Origin of the sequence: Nocardia sp. CA-151230 (genome assembly GCF_050942175.1) — a bacterium.
Classification (GTDB): Bacteria; Actinomycetota; Actinomycetes; order Mycobacteriales; family Mycobacteriaceae; genus Nocardia.
In genome coordinates this window covers 5,338,450-5,359,013 of record NZ_CP192061.1, presented here as the reverse complement: position 1 = coordinate 5,359,013, position 20,564 = coordinate 5,338,450, and the positions used below count along the sequence as shown (strand labels likewise).

General features: G+C 70.9%; 20 protein-coding genes. 10 read left to right on the top strand and 10 right to left on the bottom strand.

All coding sequences use genetic code 11. From position 1 onward, the window contains the following. Positions 1-86 precede the first annotated feature (86 nt). On the top strand, positions 87-680 hold the full coding sequence (locus ACQP1O_RS25450) for a TetR/AcrR family transcriptional regulator (protein ID WP_433560979.1): 594 nt from the start codon (positions 87-89) through the stop codon (positions 678-680). On the opposite strand, the gene ACQP1O_RS25445 is transcribed toward ACQP1O_RS25450, so the two are convergent. From ACQP1O_RS25445 to map, 3 genes are all read right to left on the bottom strand, one after another. Further along, positions 677-1,411: a TetR/AcrR family transcriptional regulator gene (locus tag ACQP1O_RS25445; protein ID WP_433560978.1), complete on the bottom strand. Its 735-nt coding sequence runs from the start codon at positions 1,409-1,411 to the stop codon at positions 677-679. The two genes, ACQP1O_RS25450 and ACQP1O_RS25445, sit on opposite strands and share 4 nt — an antisense overlap. 103 nt (positions 1,412-1,514) lie before the next feature. Beyond that, a complete protein-coding gene (locus ACQP1O_RS25440; protein WP_433560977.1) occupies positions 1,515-2,222 on the bottom strand; it encodes a hypothetical protein in 708 nt (235 codons plus the stop codon). Positions 2,223-2,578: 356 nt separating this feature from the next. Continuing rightward, positions 2,579-3,346, bottom strand: a complete 768-nt coding sequence (gene map, locus ACQP1O_RS25435; RefSeq protein WP_433560976.1) for a type I methionyl aminopeptidase — start codon at positions 3,344-3,346, stop codon at positions 2,579-2,581. 79 nt (positions 3,347-3,425) lie between these two features. Here map and ACQP1O_RS25430 point away from each other — a divergent pair, with 79 nt between their 5' ends. Then, positions 3,426-3,695, top strand: a complete 270-nt coding sequence (locus tag ACQP1O_RS25430; protein ID WP_354832275.1) for a helix-turn-helix domain-containing protein — start codon at positions 3,426-3,428, stop codon at positions 3,693-3,695. Between the two features lie 40 nt (positions 3,696-3,735). On the opposite strand, the gene ACQP1O_RS25425 is transcribed toward ACQP1O_RS25430, so the two are convergent. From ACQP1O_RS25425 to ACQP1O_RS25415, 3 genes are all read right to left on the bottom strand, one after another. Continuing rightward, positions 3,736-4,638 carry a S1C family serine protease gene (locus tag ACQP1O_RS25425; protein ID WP_433567784.1) on the bottom strand — a complete coding sequence of 301 codons (903 nt, stop codon included), beginning with the start codon at positions 4,636-4,638 and terminating at the stop codon, positions 3,736-3,738. A gap of 219 nt (positions 4,639-4,857) precedes the next feature. After that, complete coding sequence (locus ACQP1O_RS25420) at positions 4,858-5,454, bottom strand: dihydrofolate reductase family protein (RefSeq protein ID WP_433560975.1); 597 nt, start codon at positions 5,452-5,454, stop codon at positions 4,858-4,860. A 191-nt stretch (positions 5,455-5,645) separates the two neighbouring features. Then, positions 5,646-7,076, bottom strand: a complete 1,431-nt coding sequence (locus tag ACQP1O_RS25415; RefSeq protein WP_433560974.1) for an MFS transporter — start codon at positions 7,074-7,076, stop codon at positions 5,646-5,648. A gap of 109 nt (positions 7,077-7,185) precedes the next feature. On the opposite strand from ACQP1O_RS25415, the gene ACQP1O_RS25410 reads away from it, so the two are divergent. Beyond that, positions 7,186-7,689, top strand: a complete 504-nt coding sequence (locus tag ACQP1O_RS25410; protein WP_433560973.1) for a MarR family winged helix-turn-helix transcriptional regulator — start codon at positions 7,186-7,188, stop codon at positions 7,687-7,689. Between the two features lie 191 nt (positions 7,690-7,880). Here ACQP1O_RS25410 and ACQP1O_RS25405 read toward each other — a convergent pair whose 3' ends face one another. Together ACQP1O_RS25405 and ACQP1O_RS25400 are read right to left on the bottom strand one after the other, a co-directional pair. Further along, positions 7,881-9,278: a metallopeptidase TldD-related protein gene (locus tag ACQP1O_RS25405; protein WP_433567783.1), complete on the bottom strand. Its 1,398-nt coding sequence runs from the start codon at positions 9,276-9,278 to the stop codon at positions 7,881-7,883. Between the two features lie 21 nt (positions 9,279-9,299). Further along, entirely contained in the window at positions 9,300-10,826 is a 1,527-nt protein-coding gene (locus tag ACQP1O_RS25400; RefSeq protein ID WP_433560972.1) for a TldD/PmbA family protein, read from the bottom strand. A 187-nt stretch (positions 10,827-11,013) separates the two neighbouring features. Here ACQP1O_RS25400 and ACQP1O_RS25395 point away from each other — a divergent pair, with 187 nt between their 5' ends. Continuing rightward, positions 11,014-11,838 (top strand): TetR/AcrR family transcriptional regulator, encoded by an 825-nt coding sequence (locus tag ACQP1O_RS25395; protein ID WP_433560971.1) that lies wholly within the window; start codon positions 11,014-11,016, stop codon positions 11,836-11,838. A 17-nt stretch (positions 11,839-11,855) separates the two neighbouring features. Here ACQP1O_RS25395 and ACQP1O_RS25390 read toward each other — a convergent pair whose 3' ends face one another. Continuing rightward, positions 11,856-12,626 (bottom strand): TSUP family transporter, encoded by a 771-nt coding sequence (locus tag ACQP1O_RS25390; RefSeq protein WP_433560970.1) that lies wholly within the window; start codon positions 12,624-12,626, stop codon positions 11,856-11,858. 100 nt (positions 12,627-12,726) lie between these two features. Here ACQP1O_RS25390 and ACQP1O_RS25385 point away from each other — a divergent pair, with 100 nt between their 5' ends. From ACQP1O_RS25385 to ACQP1O_RS25375, 3 genes are all read left to right on the top strand, one after another. Continuing rightward, positions 12,727-13,959, top strand: coding sequence for a sensor histidine kinase (locus ACQP1O_RS25385; RefSeq protein WP_433560969.1), 1,233 nt, complete (start codon positions 12,727-12,729; stop codon positions 13,957-13,959). 89 nt (positions 13,960-14,048) lie between these two features. Beyond that, positions 14,049-14,711, top strand: coding sequence for a response regulator (locus tag ACQP1O_RS25380; protein ID WP_433560968.1), 663 nt, complete (start codon positions 14,049-14,051; stop codon positions 14,709-14,711). An 81-nt stretch (positions 14,712-14,792) separates the two neighbouring features. After that, positions 14,793-15,287 carry an FxsA family protein gene (locus ACQP1O_RS25375; RefSeq protein WP_433560967.1) on the top strand — a complete coding sequence of 165 codons (495 nt, stop codon included), beginning with the start codon at positions 14,793-14,795 and terminating at the stop codon, positions 15,285-15,287. A 37-nt stretch (positions 15,288-15,324) separates the two neighbouring features. Here the strand turns inward: ACQP1O_RS25375 and ACQP1O_RS25370 are convergent, their stop codons facing one another. Further along, positions 15,325-16,227, bottom strand: a complete 903-nt coding sequence (locus ACQP1O_RS25370; protein ID WP_433560966.1) for an LLM class flavin-dependent oxidoreductase — start codon at positions 16,225-16,227, stop codon at positions 15,325-15,327. Positions 16,228-16,287: 60 nt separating this feature from the next. On the opposite strand from ACQP1O_RS25370, the gene ACQP1O_RS25365 reads away from it, so the two are divergent. The 3 genes from ACQP1O_RS25365 (at position 16,288) to lnt (ending at position 20,314) form a co-directional block, all read left to right on the top strand. Continuing rightward, positions 16,288-16,719, top strand: coding sequence for a MarR family winged helix-turn-helix transcriptional regulator (locus ACQP1O_RS25365; RefSeq protein ID WP_433560965.1), 432 nt, complete (start codon positions 16,288-16,290; stop codon positions 16,717-16,719). Positions 16,720-16,773: 54 nt separating this feature from the next. Further along, complete coding sequence (locus tag ACQP1O_RS25360; protein ID WP_433560964.1) at positions 16,774-18,369, top strand: amidohydrolase; 1,596 nt, start codon at positions 16,774-16,776, stop codon at positions 18,367-18,369. A gap of 307 nt (positions 18,370-18,676) precedes the next feature. Then, on the top strand, positions 18,677-20,314 hold the full coding sequence (gene lnt, locus ACQP1O_RS25355; protein WP_433567782.1) for an apolipoprotein N-acyltransferase: 1,638 nt from the start codon (positions 18,677-18,679) through the stop codon (positions 20,312-20,314). The last annotated feature ends 250 nt before the right edge of the window (positions 20,315-20,564 follow it).

Below are 20,564 nucleotides of genomic sequence, written 5' to 3'. Positions count from 1 at the left end.
TCCCGAATCGAAATGCAACGCTGCGTTGCGTTTCCATGAAAGCAGTGCCGGGAACGCAACGCAACGTTGTGTTGTATTTTGGGAGAGTGACGACACCGGGACGACGATCGGCGGGCAGGCCGCGACAGGCCGAGGCGATCTTCGAGGCGACGCTGGATCTGCTGGCGGCCAAAGGTTATGACGGGCTGACCATGGAGGCGGTGGCCGAACGGTCGGGGGTGAACAAGACGACGCTGTACCGGTGGTGGCCGGCCAAGGACGCACTGCTGGCCGCGGCGCTCATCGACTCCGACGTGCTGGCCTTCCCGGTGCCGGACACCGGCAGCCTGCGGGGCGATCTGATGGCGCTCGCGCAGGCGATCGCGGGGCTGCTGACCGCCGAGGCGACCGCGCCCATCGCGATCGCCGTGCTGGCGGCCGCCCCCGCGCGCCCGCACCTGGCGGCGGTCGGGGCGTCGTTCTTCGCCGACCGGCTCGGCCGAGAACAGCCGGTGTTCCAGCGCGCGATGGCCCGGGGCGAACTGGCCGCGACCTGCGATCCGGCGGCGATCATGGACCTGCTCGCCGGCGCGATCTGGTTCCGGCTGCTGCTGCGCGGCGAGCCCCTGACGCCCGAATATCTCAGCGGCGCAGTCGATCTGGTGACGGATGGCCTGCCCGCGGCCGGCCGGGCGGGCTAGGCGGGATCGGCCCCGACCATCCGCAGCGCGAGCGCCGCGTAGTCGGCGCCGATCTCCTCGGGGGAGCGGCGGTACTCCTTCTGGTACCAGCGCGCGGTGTCCACACACAGCGACATCAGCGCCAGCGTGACGGCATTGGTGTCGGAGACGTCGAAGACGCCGTCGGTGAGGCCCTGGCTCACGAGATCGCGGACCAGGCGGTGAATGGCGACCTGGAGGTCGACGACCTCGGACCGGTGCTCGGGGGTCAGGTCGGTCATGTGGTGCAGGACCACCCGCACCGAGGCGGCGTGCTCGGCATGCCAGACGGTGAGATCGCGCACCACGGCGCTGAGATGGTCGGCGGCGCTGCCGGAACCGGCGGACGCGGCCACCGCGACCTGATGGGTCAGGCGCATAGACGACAGTGAGATGCGGTAGAGCACTTCCTCTTTGGAGCCGAAGTGCACATACAGGCCCGCCGGGCTCAGCCCGGCGCGGGCGGCGATGTCGCGGGTGGTGGTGGCGTGGAAGCCGCGTTCGGCGAAGGCGTCGATGGCGGCCAGGAAGATCCGGCGCTGGCCCTCGGGGAAGCGGCGCTGGGTGAGCTCCAGATGCGCCACCGCGGCGGTGTCGCGAGAGCCGTCGGTGGCGGTGTCGCGAGAGCCGTCGGTGGCGGTGTCGCGACAGCCGTCGGCGGCGGTGTCGCGGATGCCGTCCCCGGTGATCGGCGCGATGTCGTCGTTGCCCATCGAATGAGTATCTCCCAGAGAGTGTTTCATCCGATCACCGGCCGGGCGCGAGGGACGCCCGGCCGGTCCCGCGATGACGGGGCGGGCCGGGCGCGGGCTCGGGTCAGCTCGCCGGTTTGGGAGCAGGCGGGGTGAAGGGGGCGTTGATGGTGGTGAAGTACTGCACCGCGGCGGCGATCGCGACCGGGGCGGTCACCAGCAGCTGACCGGCCAGGGTGCCCAGGAAACCGACGGCAGCCGCGCCGCCGATGCAGCCCGCCAGCGGGCCCGCGCCGAACAGTGCCAGCACCGGGGCGGTGGCCACGCCCGCGACGCCCGCGCCGACAAGGCAGCCCAGTGCCGCGCCGCCGATACCTCCCACGAAGGTGCCGACGGTGGCGCCCATGCCGACGGTGTCGCGCAGGCGGTTCCAGGCGTACTGCTCGCGTTCGAACTGGCTCTTGAATCCGGCCTGGTCCTCGTAGGGGAGTGAGACCGGCTGGTAGACGGCGTGCGCCTGATCGAACTGCGGGGTCAGGGTGGCGGTGCGGTCGTGGATCTCGGCCGTGATCGGGAAGACGAAATCGTCGACGCGGAAGGACAGCTGGGCGCCGGTGAGCACGGTGCCGTCGGCAGCCCGGATGGTGAACATGCCGTTGTCGACACTCATCGAGCCCGCGTCGGTGCGGATCACGGTGGCGCCGTCGGCGCCGGTGTTCGCGACGTAGTTCACCGGGGCCTGGTCGGCGGGGGCCGGGGCGGCAGTGGCCGTCGCACACCCGATGACGGCGGAGCCGATCAACAGGGCGGAGGTGGCGGCGATTTTCCTCATCTGCGGTCCTTCACGAGCCTGCACCTGGCAGGACCAGGTGGTCGACAAACCGACCGGATTGCCAGCGGGGGTGACGTGGCTCCGGTCACATGTAGACTAAGCGGGCGCTTAGTTCGGCGAGACGTTAGCTGGATCACAGCGACGTGGTCAAGCCCACAGTGCACAGCGCGCGGAGATGAAGGGATCGATGTCGATCGGCAGACGAACATCCGTGATGGGCAGCGCCTTCGCGGCCCCGAGGCCGTGACGCCGGGATCCGGCCGGGCATCCGCGTAGCCCGGACGTCGATCCCCGTCACGCGGCCGGGCGCGGAAACCCGACGTGCCGTCCGGGTTTCCGCGCCCAGGCCGGAGCGGTCATGCCGCGCGGGTGAGGACCTGCGGGCCCGCGTCGGTGACGGCGATCGTGTGCTCGGAGTGGGCGGTGCGCGAACCGTCGGCCGAGCGCAGGGTCCAGCCGTCCGGGTCGGTGACGATGCGGTCGGTGCCGCGCGCGAACCAGGGCTCGATGGCGAGGGTGAGGCCGGGGCGGAGCCGGAAGCCGCGCCCGGCGCGGCCCTGGTTGGGCACGTGGGGGTCCTCGTGCATGGTGCGGCCCAGACCGTGGCCGCCGAATTCGGTGTTGATCGGGTAGCCGCCGGCGCGGGCGACCTGTGCGATGGCCGCGGACAGGTCGCCGATGGTGTTGCCGGGCCACGCCGCCGCGATGGCCGCGTCGAGGGCCTGCTCGGTGGCGCGGACCAGGCGTGCGTCCTCCGGATCGGGGGTGCCGACGATGGTGGTGACCGCGGAGTCGGCGACCCAGCCGTCGATGCTCACCGCCAGATCCATGCTCAGCACGTCGCCGTCGCGCAGGGTGTAGTCGAACGGAAGTCCGTGCAGCACTGCATCATTGACCGAGAGGCAGACGGTATTGCGGAACGGGCCGCGCCCGAACGAGGGGGAGTAGTCCCAGTAGCAGGAGACCGCGCCGCGCTCGCGGATGCGGTCGCGCACCACGGCCTCCAGTTCCAGCAGATTCACCCCGATCTGCGCCTTCTCCCGCAGTTCGCTCAGCACTCCGGCCACGAACTGCCCGCTCACTCGCATGCGTTCGATCTCGGCCGGGCTCTTGAGCTCCACCATGGCAACCTCCTCGTTTCGGTATTTTTATACCGACCATAGCGGGTTGCGGTATTTAAATACCAACCGTAGGGTGGCGGGCATGGTCCGACTGCCCCTCACCCCCGCCCAGCTGGAAGCCGGTCGGCGCCTGGGCGCCGCGCTGCGTGCCGCCCGTGGCGGCCGGGAGCTGCTGGAGGTGGCCGCGAGCGCGGGTATTTCACCGGAGACGCTGCGGAAGATCGAATCGGGCCGGCTGCCCACCCCGGCGTTCGGCACCGTGGTGGCCCTGAGTCGCGCACTGGACATCCCGCTCGACGAGCTCGCCGAGATCTGGCAGCCGGGCCACGCGGACCAGCGCTCGGCATCCTGACTCCGGGCAGCGCCCGGTATTTCGATACCGAGCCGCCGATTCAGTCGGCGGTCAGTTCCACCGGCACCGCGATGACATCCACCATCGCGCCGTTGCGCAGCACCGTCACCGGCAGTGAGCGCCCGATGGCGTCGGCGAACAGCTGCCGCTGAATCCCCTGTGCGTCACGGATTTCGGTGCGCGCGACGCTGAGCATCAGATCCCCGCGCCGGAGTCCGGCGCGCTCGGCCGGGCCGCCGCGCACCACCTCGACGATGCGCAGCCCGGCATCCTGCCCGGTGCGGGCGGCCACGGCGGTGGGCAGCGGTGCGGGCACCCCGACCACGCCCAGGTAGGCGCGCCGGACCCGGCCCTCGGTGAGCAGGGTGCTGATGATGCGGCGGGTGGTGGCATTGATCGGAATGGCCAGACCCAGGCCGATGCCGGCGACCGCGGTATTGATCCCCACCACCCGGCCCGCCGAATCCGCCAGCGCCCCACCGGAATTGCCGGGGTTGAGGGCGGCATCGGTCTGGATCACGTCCTCGATCACACGCGCGGCGCGGCGATTGCCCACCGGCACCGACCGGCCCAGCGCGCTCACCACGCCCGCCGTCACCGATCCGGCCAGCCCGAGCGGGCTGCCGACGGCGACCACCAGCTGGCCCACCACCAGGGTGTCGGCGTCGCCGAGCGTCACCGCGGTCGGCGCGCCGCCGCGGGCGCGCAGCACTGCCAGGTCCGAGAGCGGATCCACCCCCACCACATCGAATCTCGATTCCAGCCCGTCGGCGAACACCACGGTCCCCTCGGCCGCCTCACCCACCACGTGCGCGTTGGTGAGCAGGAAGCCGTCGTCGGTGAAGACCACCGCCGAACCTCCGCCGCGGCGGGTCTGCACGCTGGCGACGTGCGGTGTCACCGATTTGGCGACCGCGACCACCGTGCGCGAGTAGGCGTCCATTGCCTCGGCGTCGGGGGTTCCGAAGCCGGGCTGCGGGGTCGATGCCGCTGAGTTCGCGTTCTCGTCCATCGACGAGAGGGCAGCTTCGTCGTCCACGAGGACCACCATCCCGATTACATGATTACGTACCCTCAATCCCAGGATGCGCCCGAAACCACCGTCACGACAACCGGTTCGCCGACAGCACAACCATGCCCCGAACGGGCCGAGGTCAGCGCCTCAGCGGAGGCGGTACCGGAGGTGGGTGACGCGGGTGCCCGCGACGATCTCGGGATCCTCCAGCAGTACCGGCGCGTTCGAGAGTTCACCCAGCAGCGGCACGCCGCCGCCGAGCAGCACCGGCACGATATCGACCCAGATCTCGTCCAGCAGGCCCTGTTCCAGGCACTGACGGGCGACATTGCCGCCGCTGACGCCCACCATCTTCTCGCCGGCGATGCCGCGCGCGACATCCACGGCCTCCTTCACACCGCCGGTGACGAAGGTGAACGGGGCTTCGGGATGGTCGGCGACCCACTCGTCGGGCACGGTGTGGGTGACCACCACGATGGGCTTGTCCGCCGGGTGCACGCCGCCCCAGCCATTGGTCAGGGTGAACAGGCGCTTGCCCACGATGTAGACACCGACCCCGTCGAGCCAGGCCCGCAGATACGCGGCATCTTCGGGCGTCAGGTCGAACGGGATCTCGGGGTGGGTGCTGGGGATCGGGACATCGCCGCTCTGGTACCAGGCGAACAGGTGCTCGAATCCGGTTTCGCCCGGGCCCGCGATGTATCCGTCGAGGGACATGCTCGCGCCGGTGACTACCTTGCTCATGGCCGTACTCCTTCATGGGGGAACGAAGCGGCGGGGGATTGCCGTCTCTGTGATGAAGTCGGAGCCGATATCGGCACATCATCGTTCCTGCCCCGAGAAGTTGCCGGGAAACCATGGCGCGGAACCGAACCGGTTCACGCGCCGACCGCGCGCGGACCGATCCGCGCGCGGTCGGGCCACCGCCACGCTGGTCAGTCGTGCCGCGTGGCATGCCGTGGCAGCAGCACGCACAGCGCCGCACACCCGAGCATGGCGGCCACGATCCACGGCGCGGCGGCGTGGAAGCCGTCGGCCGGGCCCGCGGAGGTGTGGTGGAAGAACACCGTGCCGATCACCGCGACACCCAGCGCGCCACCGAATTGCTGTGCGGTGGAGAGGATTCCGGATCCGGCGCTCGCGGTCTCGGCGGGCACCGCGGACAGCACCACGTTCGCCAGCGGCACCACCAGGAATCCGAGTCCGGCCCCTGCCAGCAGCAGTCCCGGCGCCAGCGGCCAGGCCCCGGTGTGGTGGGCGGCGGCGTGGTCGACGGCATGACCGACCCAGCCGAAACCGCCCGCCATCAGCAGCGCCCCGGCCAGCAGCACCCAGCGGCCCAACTTCACGGCCAGGCCGTCGGCGGCGGGTGCGGTGAGGAACCCGCCCGCGGAGAACGCGACCGTGAGCACACCGGCCTGGAGCGGGCTGTAGCCCTGGCCCGCCTGCAGCCACAGCGCGAAGATCAGGAAGAAGCCCTGCATGCCGATCGAGAACAGCAGCTGCACGAGCAGACCCACCGAGAAGGCCGGACGCCGGAACACCGGCAGCGGCAGCAGCGGCGCGGTCGCGTGACGCCGGGACTCTGCCAGCGCCAGCCCCGCCAGCGCCGCGCCACCCGCGGCCAGGCACAGCCAGCCCCACACCGGCCAGCCATTGGCCTCGCCCTGGACCAGCGGATACACGACGGCCACCAGGCCACCGGCCAGTACCAGCGTGCCGAGCAGATCCGGGCGGGCGGCGCCGCGTTCGCCGGTGGCGGGAATCAGCAGCGCGCCCAGCACCACGACGGCCACCGCCACCGGGACGTTCACCAGGAAGATGGCCCGCCAGCCCCAGCCGAACAGGTCGGCGTCGGTCAGCACGCCGCCGAGCAGCAGGCCGATGGCCGAGGCGAAACCGGCGATGGCGCCGTACATTCCGAACACCGCACCGCGCTCCTTGCCCTCGAACAGGGTGCGGAAGGAACCGAGCACCTGCGGCACGATGAGCGCCGCCGCCACGCCCTCCAGCGCGCGGGCCCCGATCAGCTGGCCGGGTGACTGCGCCAGCCCGCAGGCCAGGCTCGCCAGCCCGAATGCGGTGGTGCCGCACAGGAACAGCAGCTTGCGGCCGTACCGGTCGCCGAGGTGACCGGCCACGATGAGGCTGGCCGCGAATCCGAGCAGATACGCCGAGACCAGCCACTGCAGCTGATCGCCCGCGGCGTGCAGATCCGTCCCGATCGAGGGCAGTGCGACATTGACGATGGTGACGTCGAGCAGGTCCATGAGCGCGGCCACCATCATGACGACGGCTGCGGCCCACCGTCGCGGATGGGGGATGACGTGTGAGTTCTCGGATGGTGCGGGGGTCGTGAGGGTCACGGCGGACTCCTTGAAAGTATTTCGTTCGGCCGAACAAAACAATATGGCCGGCGACGGACCCCGTCAATAGATTCGTTCGGGCGAACGAAATACTTGGTAGAGTCGTGCCATGACCAGCACCACCGGGCCGGGGGAGTCCGGCGACAGCACGGACGAGCACCGCGCGGCGGTGATCGGCGAGCTCGACAATGTCGGGCGTGACTCCAGCACGGTCGCCGTCATGTTCCACAGCGCAATCGCCGCCAAACAGGGCCTGGGTGCGACCGATATGAAGGCCATCGACCTGCTCCAGCGACACGGCCCGCTGACCGCCAAGGAACTGGGCGAGCGCAGCGGCCTGGCCCCCGCCTCGGTGACCGGCCTGGTGGACCGCCTCGAACGACGCGGCTACCTACGTCGCGTTCCACACCCCACCGACAAGCGCCGGGTCCTGATCGAACTCTGCGATCAGCCGGTCGACACCGACCTGGTGCCGCTGTTCGAGGACTGGGCCCGCGAGGTCCACTCGCACTACGAGGATTTCAGCACCGAGGAACTCGAAACGGTCATCCGCTTCCTGCGCGGCTCCACCGCCCGCCAGCGCGCACTGGCCGCCCGGCTCGACGCGCAGTAGCACGGCGACCGACGGTCTCGGCGCACCGTGTATCGCGGTCGCGCGCGATCACCCGCGCGCTCACGCGGGGGTGATCGCCACCGGAGTCGTCATGATCGAGGTGCGAGGCGGCGGAGGGCGCCCGACGCGCCGCGGATCGGGCCGGGCGGCAATCGGATTCGGATGTACGGTCCGGCGTCGGCGGGCGCGGGCTACGTCGCCTGGCTCACCGAGGACATGTGGAAGTCGGGAATCCGCAACGGCGGCATGGCCGTCCGGGTGAACCAGTCCTTCCACTCGCGCGGCAGGGTGATCTCGGTGCGGCCCGCCTCGCTGACCCGGCGCAGCAGATCCAGGGGGCTCTCGTTGAAGCGGAAGTTGTTGACCGCCGCGGTGACCTCACCGTTCTCGACCAGGTAGACGCCGTCGCGGGTGAGGCCGGTGAGCAGCAGCGTGGCCGGATCGACCTCGCGGATGTACCACAGGCAGGTCAGCAACAGGCCGCGTTCGGTGCGCGCGATCATGTCCGGCAGGGTGGCCTCGCCGCCACCGGTCATGAGCAGGTTCTCACCCGGCACCGTGACGGGCGCGTCGAATTCGGCGGCCGTGGCGCGCGGGTAGACCAGTGACTCGATCACGCCCTCGCGGACCCAGTCGGTGCGCTGCGCGGTCAGGCCGTTGTCGAACACCGACAGCGACTCCGACGACGACGGCGTCGCCACGAACGGCCGGTACTCGAGCCCGGCCGCGCTCGGATCCGAGTACAGGGTGAGCGGAATCCCGGTCAGCCGCTCCCCGATTCGGGTACCGCCGGCCCGCGAGAATGCGGTGTGGCCCTCGTGCGCGCCGCGGCCCTCCATGGTCCAGGCCATGTAGATCATCAGATCGGCGACGGCCGAGGGCGGCAGCAGCGTCTCGTAGCGGCCCGCGGGCAGGTCGACGCGGCGCTTGCTCCAGTCCAGGCGGCGCGCCAGTTCGGTCAGCAGGCCGGGGGTGTCGACGTCGGCGAAATCGGTGGTGCCGGTGCCGACCCAGGCGCTGGCCAGCTCGGCGCCCGCACCCCGCTTGCCATTGATCTCCACCGAGCCGGTGGGCTGCACCCAGCGCCGGCGCAGACCGGTGGAGGTGCCCAACCAGGTGGAGTGCATCTGGTGGTGGGCGAAACCGTAGAGGCGGTCGGCGCCGTCGAAGCCGGCGGCGAGATCGGTTGCCAGCGTGGTGAAGACGCCGATGTCGGTGGTGGCCGGGTCGCCGTCCCAGTCCAGCAGCTTGTCGAGGGTGTCGGCGTCGACGGCGTCCGGGTGCAGCAGCGGCATGGCGTCGCGCGCGGATTCGGCAGTGCGGGCGGCGGTTTCGCTGGCGCGCACCACGGCTTCGATGTCGGCGGGATCCACGCTGGTGGAGCTGACGCTGCCGACGCGGGCGGTGGTCGGGCCGTCACGGAACACCGAGACGACCGCCCAGTCCCGCGAGACCGAGGAACCGTTGGTGGTCATGGAATTTCCGGCCCAGCGCAGCGACGCCTCGTGGGCGTCGGTGACGATCACCATGGCCTCGTCCGCGCGGGAGGCCCGCAGCGCGCGGTCGACGACCTCGGGGGCGGGGAGCACACTCACCGTGTCGGTCCTTTCCTACTGTCCGGCTTCGGCGCGGGTATTGAGAATATTGATGCCGCGCACCAGGACCGAGGGGCAGCCGTGCGAGACCGCCGCCACCTGACCGGGTTGCGCCTTACCGCAGTTGAACGCCCCGCCCAGCACCCAGGTCGAGGGCCCGCCGAGTGCCTCCATCGAACCCCAGAAGTCGGTGGTGGTGGCCTGGTAGGCGACATCGCGCAGCTGCCCGGCCAGTTCACCGTTGCGGATGCGGAAGAAGCGCTGACCGGTGAACTGGAAGTTGTAGCGCTGCATATCGATCGACCACGACTTGTCGCCGAGGATGTAGATGCCGTTCTCCACGCGGGAGATGAGCTCGGCGGTGCTGGTGTCGTGGTCGGGATCGGGTTGCAGCGACACATTGGCCATGCGCTGGATCGGCACGTGGTGTGCGGAATCGGCGTAGGAGCAGCCGTTGGAGCGCTCGAGACCCAGGCGGGGCGCGAACACGCGATCGAGCTGGTAGCCGACGAGCACGCCGTCGCGCACCAGGTCCCAGCGCTGCCCGGCCACGCCCTCGTCGTCCCAGCCGACCGTGGCCAGTCCGTGCCGCTGGGTGCGGTCGCCGGTCACATGCATGATCGGGGTGCCGTACCGCAATGTGCCCAGCAGGTCGGGGGTGGCGAAAGAGGTACCCGCGTAGGCGGATTCGTAGCCGATGGCTCGGTCGTACTCGGTGGCGTGGCCGATGGACTCGTGAATGGTCAGCCACAGGTTGGTCGGGTCGATGACCAGGTCGGCGGGCCCGGCCTGCACGGTCGGGGCCTTCACCTTCTCGGCCAGCCACTCCGGCATCCGCGCGAGTTCGCCCGCCCAGTCCCAGGTTCCGTCCGCGCCGGTCACGTACTCCCAGCCGCGCCCGGCCGGGGCGGCGAGGGTGCGCATGGTCTCGAACACGCCCGCCGACGGGTCGACGGTGATGGCCTCGAACTGCGGGTGCAGCCGGACCCGCTGCTGGGTGATGCGGGAGCCGAAGCTGTCGGCGTAGAAGGTCTGCTCCTTGACCTGCAGCACCGATGCCGTCACGTGATCCACGCCGTCGGCGGCCTTCAGGCGGTCCGAATAGTCCAGCAGCAGCGCCACCTTCTCCGGCGTCGGCACCTCGAAGGGGTCCACCTCGTAGGCGGAGACGTATTCGGCGCCGTCGTAGCGCGGCTCCGGGGCCAGCTCGACGCGCTCGCGATTGAGTGCGCGCAGGGTCTGTGCCACGGTGACCGCGCGGCGCGCCACCTCGGCGGCGGTGCCCGTGGTGAGGTCGGCGTGCGAGGCGAAACCCCAGGTGCCGTCGACGATCACACGCACCGCGAACCCGAGATCGGTACTGTCGGACACCGATTCGACGCGTCCGTCACGCAATCGGATGGACTGCTGCACGAGCCGATGCACGCGCAGATCGGCGTACTCGGCGCCGGCCGCGCGGGCCGCGCCGAGCGCGGCGTCGGCCAGCGCGGACAGCGGCAGCGTGCGGAACTGCTCGTCCACGACCTTGGTAGCGATGCTCACCCGCACCACGCTAGAGGCCGACACGCCGGGCGTTCAAGAAACGACTCACCTCGAACCGAATTCACGCCGCGCAAAACTGCATACGCTGCAACGATGCACGAAGTGTGAAGCAGCACAGCCTGAAACGGCGCGCACGACAGCTGGACGTGCCACGTTTTGCTGACCGGATGCCGTACTGTCTGCCCGCGTGCCGCCATCCGCACTCCGCGATCGCAAACGGGAACGCACCCGCCGAGCCCTGCTCGAAGCCGCCGTCGAACAGTTCGAGAGCCGAGGTTATGAGGCGACCACCGTCGCCGATATCGCGGCCGCCGCCGAAGTCGGCACCCGGACGTTCTTCAACTACTTCGCCAGCAAAGAGGAACTACTGTTCCCCGAGCCGGACGAACGTGTGCAGGCCGCCGTGCGCGCCATCGCCACCCGCCGTGCCGGGGAACGCCCCGTCGAGGTGCTGCTGCGCGCCCTGCGCGCCGCCGGTGACAACCCCGGCGACCACCTCGGCGACACCCTCGCTGCCCGCATCGCCATGCTGCGCGCGCAGGTTTCGCGCACCGTGCCCGCCGTATCGGGTCGCGCCGCCTACGCTCAGCTCGCCTCCCAGCAGGAGATCGCGCGCCAGCTGCGCGCCGCCTTCCCCGACGAACTCGACGACGTCGGCGCGGCCGCGCTGGTGGGCGCGGTGGTCGGGGCCGTCTCGGGCGCGCTCACCGTGCTGTTCCAGCGGCCCGGCCTCGAGGACGGCGAAGCGCTGCAGCGCAAGATCCAGGAGACCACCTCGAAGGTGCTGGCGCCGTGGCTGACCCAGCCCGAGACCGACGCGCCGCGCGAATTGCCCGGGGAGCAGACCGCATTGCTGTCCGACGGGCCACTACGCCAGGAGTCCGACGCCTTCCGGCCGGTGACCACCGTGCATCGGCTGGGCCCGGAGTCGTTGCAGCGCTCCGCCTTCGACGGCGGCGCCCCCCGCTCGCTGCCGGGCGGTCACCGGCCCGCCGAGGAAGCCCGCGTCTGACCGTCGCGGGTCCGGGATCAGCCGCCGAACTGCTGCCAGCCCAGGCGGATCACCATGGTGACGACCACCACCAGCAGGACGGCGCGGACGAAGCCCGCGCCCTTGGCCAGTGCCATCCGCGAACCGACCACGGACCCGGCCACATTCGCCACCGCCATGGACAGGCCCAGCGCCCACAGCACATGGCCGGTGCTCGCCAGGAAGATCAGCGCGCCCAGGTTGGAGCCGCAGTTGATGACCTTCGCCATGGCGGCGGCGCGCACGAACTCGGTGCCGAGCAGGGTGGCGAAGGTGATGATCAGGAAGGTCCCGGTGCCGGGGCCGAGAAGGCCGTCGTAGAGCCCGATCAGGCCCGCGGCCAGGGCGACCACCAGGATCGTCTTGCGGCGGGTCGGCGGATGGGTGGCCATGGTGACGCCGACCGAGGGGCGCAGGGTCACCACGATCGCCACGCCGACGAGCACGACCATCACGATCGGGACGAAGTACTTCTTGTCGATCAGCGCCACCGCCGCGGAACCCACCCCGGCCGCGATCGCGGCGATGACCGCGCCCGGGATCAGGACCCTCCAGCGCATCGGGACCCGGCGGGCGAAGGTGAGGACCGCGGCACTGGTGCCGGAGAACGCGGCGATCTTGTTGGTGCCCAGGGCCGTCTGCGGGGCCAGGCCGGGCAGCACCACGAACAGGGTGGGCAGCACGATCAGGCCACCGCCGCCGACCACCGCATCGACCCATCCGGCCGCCGTCGCCGCGGTCAGCAAGACCGCCCAGTCCGTAAGGCTCACAGGGCGACCCAACCAGAAACCCCGGAGCAAGATCAAACGGTTGAGTGCCGAGGGCACGCCGACCCGAGGCCGCCCGCGGGCACGACCGTAGGGTGGACGGGTGCGCCGGTTCAGTTTGTGGCTGCGCGGCAAGCCCCTGATCACCGATTCCGGGGTGGCGCTGCTGCTGCTCACCATCGATGTGCTCGCCCTGAGCAACAGTCAGTACAAGCCGACCTACCTGGTCTTCAGTGTGCTGCTGCCGCTGCCGATCGTGTTCCGCCGCACCCACACCCGCGCCGCGGCGCTCGCCGTCGTGCTGCTGTCCATCGCGGCCTCACTGGTGCACGGGGCGGTCGGTGACACCTCGGTGCACCCGGCGCTGCTCGGGCTGGGCATCATGCTCTACACCCTGGTCGCGTATGTCGGCCGCCGCCAAGGTCTGCTCTACCTCGGCATCCTGCTGCTCGACAGCCTCATCTCGGCGGCCGCCATCGGCAAACCGTCGGGCACCGACATCGCCTTCACCGCCCTCTATTACGCGCTGTGCTGGACGCTGGCCGAATTCGTCGGCGCCCGCCACGCCTACGACGCCGAGGTCGCCGCCCGCCTCGCCGTCGCCGACTACGACCGCGAACGCCGCGCCCACGACGCGGTCGCCGCCGAACGGACCCGCATCGCCCGCGAACTGCACGACGTGGTCGCGCACGCGGTCAGCGTCATCATCGTGCAGGCCGACGGCGCCCGCTACGCCCTGCGCCACGACCCGGACACCGCCGAACAGGCGCTCACCACCATCGCCGGCACCGGCCGCGACGCCCTGCGCGAACTGCGCCGCACCGTCGAACTGCTGCGCACCGAGCATGCGCCCGAACAACTTCCGCAGCACGGCACCGCCGGCATCGCCAAGGTCGTCGACATGATGCGCAGCGCGGGCCTGGACGTCTCCCTCGAACTCAGCGGCGAACTCGACACCGTCACCCCCGAGGTCAGTCTCGGCATCCACCGCATCGTCCAGGAATCGCTGACCAACACCCTCCGTCACGCCGGTCCCGACCCGCACGCCGACGTCCGCGTCACCCGCCGCACCGCCGACGTCCTGCTCGACATCACCGACTCCGGCGGTGCCCCCGTCGAGCCCGCGACCACCCCCGGCGGCTGCGGATCCCCCAGCGCCCCAACCACACTCACCGTCCTCCCGCCCCCGGCCCGCATCCCCGGCAGCGGCCTCGGCCTGGTCGGCATGCGCGAACGCATCGCAGTCCTCGGCGGCACCCTCACCGCGGGCCGAAACCCCCACGGCGGCTGGACCGTCCGCGCCACCATCCCCCTGGACCGCGACGTCCCCGACTGAGTGCCTCCCACCTGCGACGACCCGAGCGCCCCGCGATCGGCCCCGGCCCGCGCACACCACCGCACCGGGCGGCCGGATAGGTTGGGAGGGTGCCGATCACCGTTCTCGTTGTCGATGACCAGGAGCTCATGCGAGCCGGACTGCGGATGGTGCTCGGTGCGCACCCCGGCCTCGAGGTGGTGGGAGAGGCGGACAACGGGGCCACCGCGATCGCGCGGGCGGGGGAGCTGCGGCCCGATGTCGTGCTGATGGATGTGCGGATGCCGGTGACCGACGGGGTGACCGCGACGGCGCGGATCATCGAATCCGGTTGCGGGAGCCGGGTTCTGGTGATGACCACCTTCGATCTCGACGAGCACGCGCTGGGCGCGCTGCGCGCCGGGGCCAGCGGATTCCTGCTCAAGGACACGCCGCCGGAGGATCTGATCTCCGCGATTCGCAGTGTCGCCGCGGGGGATGCGGTGGTCTCGCCCAAGGTGACCAAGCGCCTGCTGGACCGCCTCATCGCCGAGGACCCGGCCGCCGGGCGCGATCCCCGCGTCCTCGACGTGCTCACCGCCCGCGAACGCGAGGTCCTCGAACACATCGCCGCCGGCCGCTCCAACGCCGAGATCGCCGGCGCGTTGTTCCTGTCCGAGGCCACGGTGAAGACCCACGTCGGCCGGGTGCTCACCAAACTCGGCCTGCGCGACCGGGTGCAGGCCGTGGTGCTGGCCTACGAGACCGGGCTGGTGCGGCCGGGCAGCGCCTAGCGGGTGTGACCGGCGACGCATCCGGGAGAAAAACCGCGCCCTCGCGCGTTGCACCGGTAGATCGATCGAAAGGATCGCCCGATGCCTGCCCTGTTGTTCCTCGCCTGGTTCGTCGCCGAGATCGCGACCCTCGTCGTGGTCGGCCACGTCATCGGCGTGTTCCCGACCATCCTGCTGCTGCTGGCGGGCTCGGCCGTGGGTCTGGTGCTGGTGCGCTCGCAGGGCCGGCGCGTGTTCCAGAGCTTCCGCCGCGCGGCCCGCGGTGAACTCGAACCCAGCACCGCCGTCGCCGACGGCGCCCTGGTCGCGGTCGGCGCGGTCCTCATGTTCGTGCCCGGCCTGCTCACCACCGCGCTGGGTCTGCTGGCCCTGCTGCCCTTCACCCGTTTCCTGTTCCGCCCGGTCGTGGCCGCCTTCGCCGCTCGCCGCCTGGGTCGCGTCGCCACCGCGGTCGGCCCCTACGGCTACCGCAATGTCGTCATCGACCCCGACGGTGAGGTCATCGACGCCACCGTCGTGACCGAGTACTACGACGACGGCCAGGGCAACGGGTACAAGATGATCGACCCCCGCTGACCCACAGCGCTTTCCCTCACCCCGGTGCGTCCCGGCCTCAGAGCCGGTCGCGCACCGGGGTGATGACGTTCTCGACCAGCCAGGTGGCCACCTTGTCCGGATAGGGCGCCCGCAGGCTGAGCACGATGTGGGTGAAACCCGCGCCGATCAGATCCAGCACCGTGCCGCGGGTGCCCGCCGGGTCGTCGTAGTCGACGATGTACTGCACCGACCGGGTGAGCTGCGCCGGATCCCGCCCCAGCTCGGCGCAGTGCGCGTCCAGCCTCCGGGAGCGCTCGGCGAGGAAGTCCAGGCCGTTGTGCGGCGGGCCCGGAATATTCCACAGATCGGCGCGCTCGGCGACCAGCCGCAGCGTGCGGTCACCCCAGCCGCCGATCAGCAGTGGCGGACGGCGGACCGGTTTGGGTTCGTTGCGATTGCCGCGCAGCGTGTAGTAGCGGCCGTGGAAGTCGAATTCCGGCTCGCTCCACATCTTTTCGAGGATCTCGATGGTCTCGGCCAGCCGGGCCAGGCCCTCACCGGGCGAGACGATCGGCAGGCCGTAGGCCGCGTACTCGGCCTCGGCCGGATTCGGTCCCGCGATGCCGCCGGTGTCGGCGGGCTGGCGGGTGCCGCCGACCCCCAGCCCCATGATCAGCCGGCCCCCGGCGACCGCGTCGACCGTGCTCGCGATCTTGCCGAGCGCCGCGGGCTCACGAATCCGGTTGCTGGTCACCAGCAGTCCCAGGCGCAGCCGCCGGGTGCGGGCGGCCAGGGCCGCGAGCAGGGTCCAGCCCTCGAGGATCGGACCGTCGGCGGGCCCGGCCACGGGCAGCAGGTGATCCCACAGCCAGGCGTCCGCGATCTCCGGCAGCGTGTCGGCCTCCTCCCAGACCCGCAGGATGTCGGTGTACGCGACCCGCATGGGCGTGGTCTTCACGCCGAATTCGATATCCATCATTTCGTCAATACTACTGACGATCAGCGTAGCTGACTATCAGTGAACGGTACGATCGGCGGCATGGCCGCCCACACCCCCGACGACGTGCTCCGTTCCCGCCTCGGCTACCTGCTCAAACAGGCGTACCACCGGTTGGCCGAGGAGATCGGAACCGCCTTGCGGCCCTTGGGAATCGACAGCCGGGAACTGGCCGTCCTGGTCCTGCTCGAGGCCACCGACACCCCGCTCTCGCAACTGGACGCGGCCCAGCGCCTGGGCATCGACCGCACCACCATGACCCAGTTCGCCGACGCCCTCGAGGACAAGGGCCTGCTCGCGCGGCGGCGCAGTCCCGAGGACCGGCGCAAGAACATCGTCGAACTCACCGCCGACGGCCACGCCCGGCTGGCCGCGGCCGAACGGGTCCGCGCCGAGGCCGAGGCGAGATTCCTCGCGCCGCTCGGCAACGGTGGTCCGGGCCTGATCGACGCGCTGCGCACCCTGACACGCTGACCCCGGGTGATGCGGTGACGGGCGCGTCGCGGGCGTCGGGCAGACTGGAGACCCGTGAGTACCCAGTTGCTTGTCGGCGGTCGTATCTACAGTTCGAGCAATCCTGACGCGACGGCCATGGCCGTCAGTGACGGGACCGTGGTGTGGGTGGGGCTGGACAAGCCAGGGCGGGCATTGCATCCCGACGCCGAGATCATCGAGCTGGACGGGGCGTTCGTGGCGCCCGGGTTCGTGGACCCGCACGTGCACGTCACCGGGCTGGGGCTGACGCTGACGGGACTCGATCTGGCACAGGCCCGTTCGCTGGCGGAATGTCTGCAGCTGGTGCGGGAGTTCGCCGCCGCGCACCCGGACGGGGTGATCCTCGGCGAGGGCTGGGACGAGACCGCCTGGGCCGACGGACGGCCGCCGGCCCGCGAGGAGATCGACGCCGCCGCGCCGGGACGCCAGGTGTATCTGGCTCGCGTGGACGCACATTCGGCGGTGGCCTCCACCGCACTGCTGGACGCGGTACCCGGAATCACCGAGGCGCCCGGATTCACCCGCGGTGAGCCGCTGCGCGCGGGCGCCCACCACCGCGTGCGCGCGGCCGCGCTGGGCGCACTGAACCGGGCACAGCGGGATGCCGCCCGGCAGGTCGCGCTGGACGCGGCGGCCGCCAATGGCGTTGTGGCCGTGCACGAATGTGCGGGACCCGAGATCTCGGGCGCCGACGACGTGCGAGAACTCCTCGAATTCGGGCACGGCGTCGAGGTGCGCGCCTACTGGGGACAGGCCGTGCGCACCGCCGACGAAGCCCGCACCCTGGTCAAGGAACTCGGCGTGCACGCCCTCGGCGGCGACCTGTTCGTGGACGGGGCGCTCGGCTCGCACACCGCGTGGCTGCGCGAACCCTATGCCGACCGCGACACCACCGGCACCGCCTACCTCGACACCGAGGCCATCGCCGCACACGTGCTCGCGTGCACCGAGGCCGGCATCCAGACCGGCTTCCACGTCATCGGCGACGCCGCCATGGACGCGGTCGTCGCCGGATTCGAGCGGGCCGTGGGCGAACTCGGCGGCCCGGCCGTCGCCTCCCGCGGGCACCGCCTCGAACACGCCGAGATGATGACCGCCGACCAGATCGGGAAGCTCGCCACCTGGGGCGTGATCGCCAGCGTCCAACCGGGATTCGACGCCGCCTGGGGCGGCCCGGACGGCATGTACGCCACCCGCCTCGGCGCCGAACGCGCCGCCACCCTCAACCCCTTCGCCGCCATGGCCGCCGCGGGCATCTCCCTCGCCATCGGCTCCGACGCACCGGTCACCGCCCTGAACCCGTGGGAGGCCATCCGCGCCGCGGTCAACCACCGCACCCCGGGCCATCAGATCTCACCACGGGCCGCCTTCGCCGCGGCCACCCGCGGCGCCTGGCGCGCGGGCGGCGTCCGGGACGGTGTCGCCGGCACCCTCGTCCCGGGAGCTCCTGCCTCCTATGCCATCTGGGACGCCCGCGAGCTCGTCGTCGCGGCCGCCGCGGACACCGTGCAGCGCTGGTCCACCGACCCCCGCTCCCGCGTCCCCGGCCTCCCGCCCCTCACCCCGGACGCGACCCTGCCGCGCTGCCTGCGCACCGTGCACCGCGGAGTCACCGTTCATGAAGCCTGAGCCCGACTCCGAGAACAGCACCGCCGCACGGCCTTCCACCGGACCGGCCACGCCGGATCCCGGGCCTCGCGCGACCGACGGTCCCGGCGCCGATGCACCTACCGGCTCGGGAGCATCGGCCGCCGGCGATGCGGACCCGGCCTCTCGGACCGGCACATCCGACGAGGCCCAGGATCCCGTGGCGGCTGCAGGGGTCGAGCGTGAGGGAGATCGCGCCGTCGGCACGGCATCGGAAGCCGATGAGGGCCTGAGCATTTCCACGGTCACACGGGCCGGGGCCGCGTCCGCGCCGGCATCTCGGCCGGGGGTGGCGGCGCGGGCGATCGCGGTAGCGACGGCGCGGCCGCGGCTGACGCGGTTGGCGGCCGCGGTCGTGGCCGGGCTGCTGCTGTACGCGAGCTTCCCGCCCCGGACGCTGTGGTACCTGGCTCCGGTCGGGATCGCCGTGCTGACCCTCGCCGTGCGCGGAACCGGCCGGGCGCGTGGAGGATTCGGATTAGGGTTCGTGGCCGGGCTGGCGTTCTTCCTGCCGCTGCTGCCGTGGACCGGGATCTATGTCGGCCCGGTGCCGTGGATCGCCCTGTCGACCGTGTGCGCCCTGTATGTCGGATTGTTCGGGCTGCTCACGCGGTGGGTGGTGACGCTGCCCGGCTGGCCGCTGTGGGTGGCGACGGTGTGGTCGCTGACCGAGTGGGCGCGGGCCAGCTTCCCCTTCGGCGGGTTCCCTTGGGGGAAACTGGCTTTCGGTCAGGCCGACGGGTGGTATCTGCCCTTCGCGATGGTGGGTGGCGCGCCGCTGGTGAGTTTCGCGGTGGCGCTCACCGGCACCGGGCTGGCATGGCTTGCGGTGAGTTTGCTGCGCCGCCTCGCATCGGGTGCGGAGGATAGCGGTGAGCCGGTCGCGGCCACCTCGGATTCTCCCAGATCGGGGGCAATCCGTCCCACATCCTGGAACCGGATTGTTGCTGCGGCAATGCTTGTGGCTATAGTTCCCCTCACCGGAGTGATCCTCCGGACCGCGCTGCCCGGCCCGGAGGACGGCAACCGGCCGATCACGGTCGCCGCCATCCAGGGCAGCGTGCCGCGCCTGGGCCTGGACTTCAATGCCCAGCGCCGCGCGGTTCTCGACAATCACGTCAAGCGCACCGAGGAACTGGCCCGCGACATCGCGGCCGGCCGGGCCCCGCAACCGGACGTGGTGATCTGGCCGGAGAACTCCTCCGATATCGATCCGCTGCGCAACGCCGATGCGGCCCAGGAGATCTCGCAGGCATCCAAGGATGTGAAGGCCCCCATCCTGGTCGGCGCGGTGCTCGTCAACGACGACCTCACCACCACCAACTCGGTCATCGTCTGGAACGGCGACGCCGGACCGGGGGAGCGGCACGACAAGAAGATCATCCAGCCCTTCGGCGAATATCTGCCGTACCGCGACTTCTTCCGGCACTTCTCCGAATACGCGGACCGCGCAGGCTATTTCGTCCCCGGTAGGGGCGACGGCGTGGTGCACGCCCAGCCGTTCACCGGCGGCGCGCCGGTCGCCATCGGCGTCGCCACCTGCTACGAGGTGGTCTTCGATCGCGCCTTCGAGGAGTCCGTGCGCGCCGGCGCGCAGCTGCTCGCGGTCCCGTCCAACAACGCCACCTTCGGCCGCAGCGAGATGACCTATCAGCAGCTGGCCATGTCGCGGGTGCGGGCGGTGGAACACGGGCGCGCAGTGGTGGTCTCGGTGACCACCGGCGTCAGCGCCATGATCACCGCCGACGGCGTGGTCCGGCAGCAGACGCCGCAATTCGAACCTGCGGCGCTGGTAGCGACGTTGCCGTTGCGGAACAATACGACATTTGCCACTCGTTTCGGGCCCGCGCCCGAGGCGATCCTGTGTATCCTGGCCGCTGCTGCCACTGCGGCAGCGCTGATCCGGCGTCGGGCACCGCGCGCGTGACCTCGATCGACCGGATCTGATCCCGGAGGCTTTTCCGGCGTATTACCCGCGGGCACGTGTGAGAGGGCCGTCCCGCGTCGGCGAGACAGTTTCGCCAGTTCATTGCCATGGCTTGTTCGAGTCTCCGGTTTGTCTGTGGTCGTGCGGTTTCCTTAGGTGAGTTAAGCGATCCTCGTGAGGTTTGCTATGAGGTAACTGAACTTAAGCTTCGCGCCGTCAACGCCCGTTCGTTGCGGACAACTCGAGATCA

Bases quoted from the DNA above. Each gene is read 5' to 3' on its own strand.
- ACQP1O_RS25375 (WP_433560967.1), top strand. From the start codon at position 14,793: ATGCCTGCCCTGTTGTTCCTCGCCTGGTTCGTCGCCGAGATCGCGACC.
- ACQP1O_RS25420 (WP_433560975.1), bottom strand. From the start codon at position 5,454: ATGAGCAAGGTAGTCACCGGCGCGAGCATGTCCCTCGACGGATACATC.
- ACQP1O_RS25430 (WP_354832275.1), top strand. From the start codon at position 3,426: ATGGTCCGACTGCCCCTCACCCCCGCCCAGCTGGAAGCCGGTCGGCGC.
- ACQP1O_RS25445 (WP_433560978.1), bottom strand. From the start codon at position 1,411: ATGGGCAACGACGACATCGCGCCGATCACCGGGGACGGCATCCGCGAC.
- ACQP1O_RS25370 (WP_433560966.1), bottom strand. From the start codon at position 16,227: ATGATGGATATCGAATTCGGCGTGAAGACCACGCCCATGCGGGTCGCG.
- ACQP1O_RS25365 (WP_433560965.1), top strand. From the start codon at position 16,288: ATGGCCGCCCACACCCCCGACGACGTGCTCCGTTCCCGCCTCGGCTAC.
- ACQP1O_RS25425 (WP_433567784.1), bottom strand. From the start codon at position 4,638: ATGGACGCCTACTCGCGCACGGTGGTCGCGGTCGCCAAATCGGTGACA.
- map (WP_433560976.1), bottom strand. From the start codon at position 3,346: ATGGTGGAGCTCAAGAGCCCGGCCGAGATCGAACGCATGCGAGTGAGC.
- ACQP1O_RS25410 (WP_433560973.1), top strand. From the start codon at position 7,186: ATGACCAGCACCACCGGGCCGGGGGAGTCCGGCGACAGCACGGACGAG.
- ACQP1O_RS25440 (WP_433560977.1), bottom strand. From the start codon at position 2,222: ATGAGGAAAATCGCCGCCACCTCCGCCCTGTTGATCGGCTCCGCCGTC.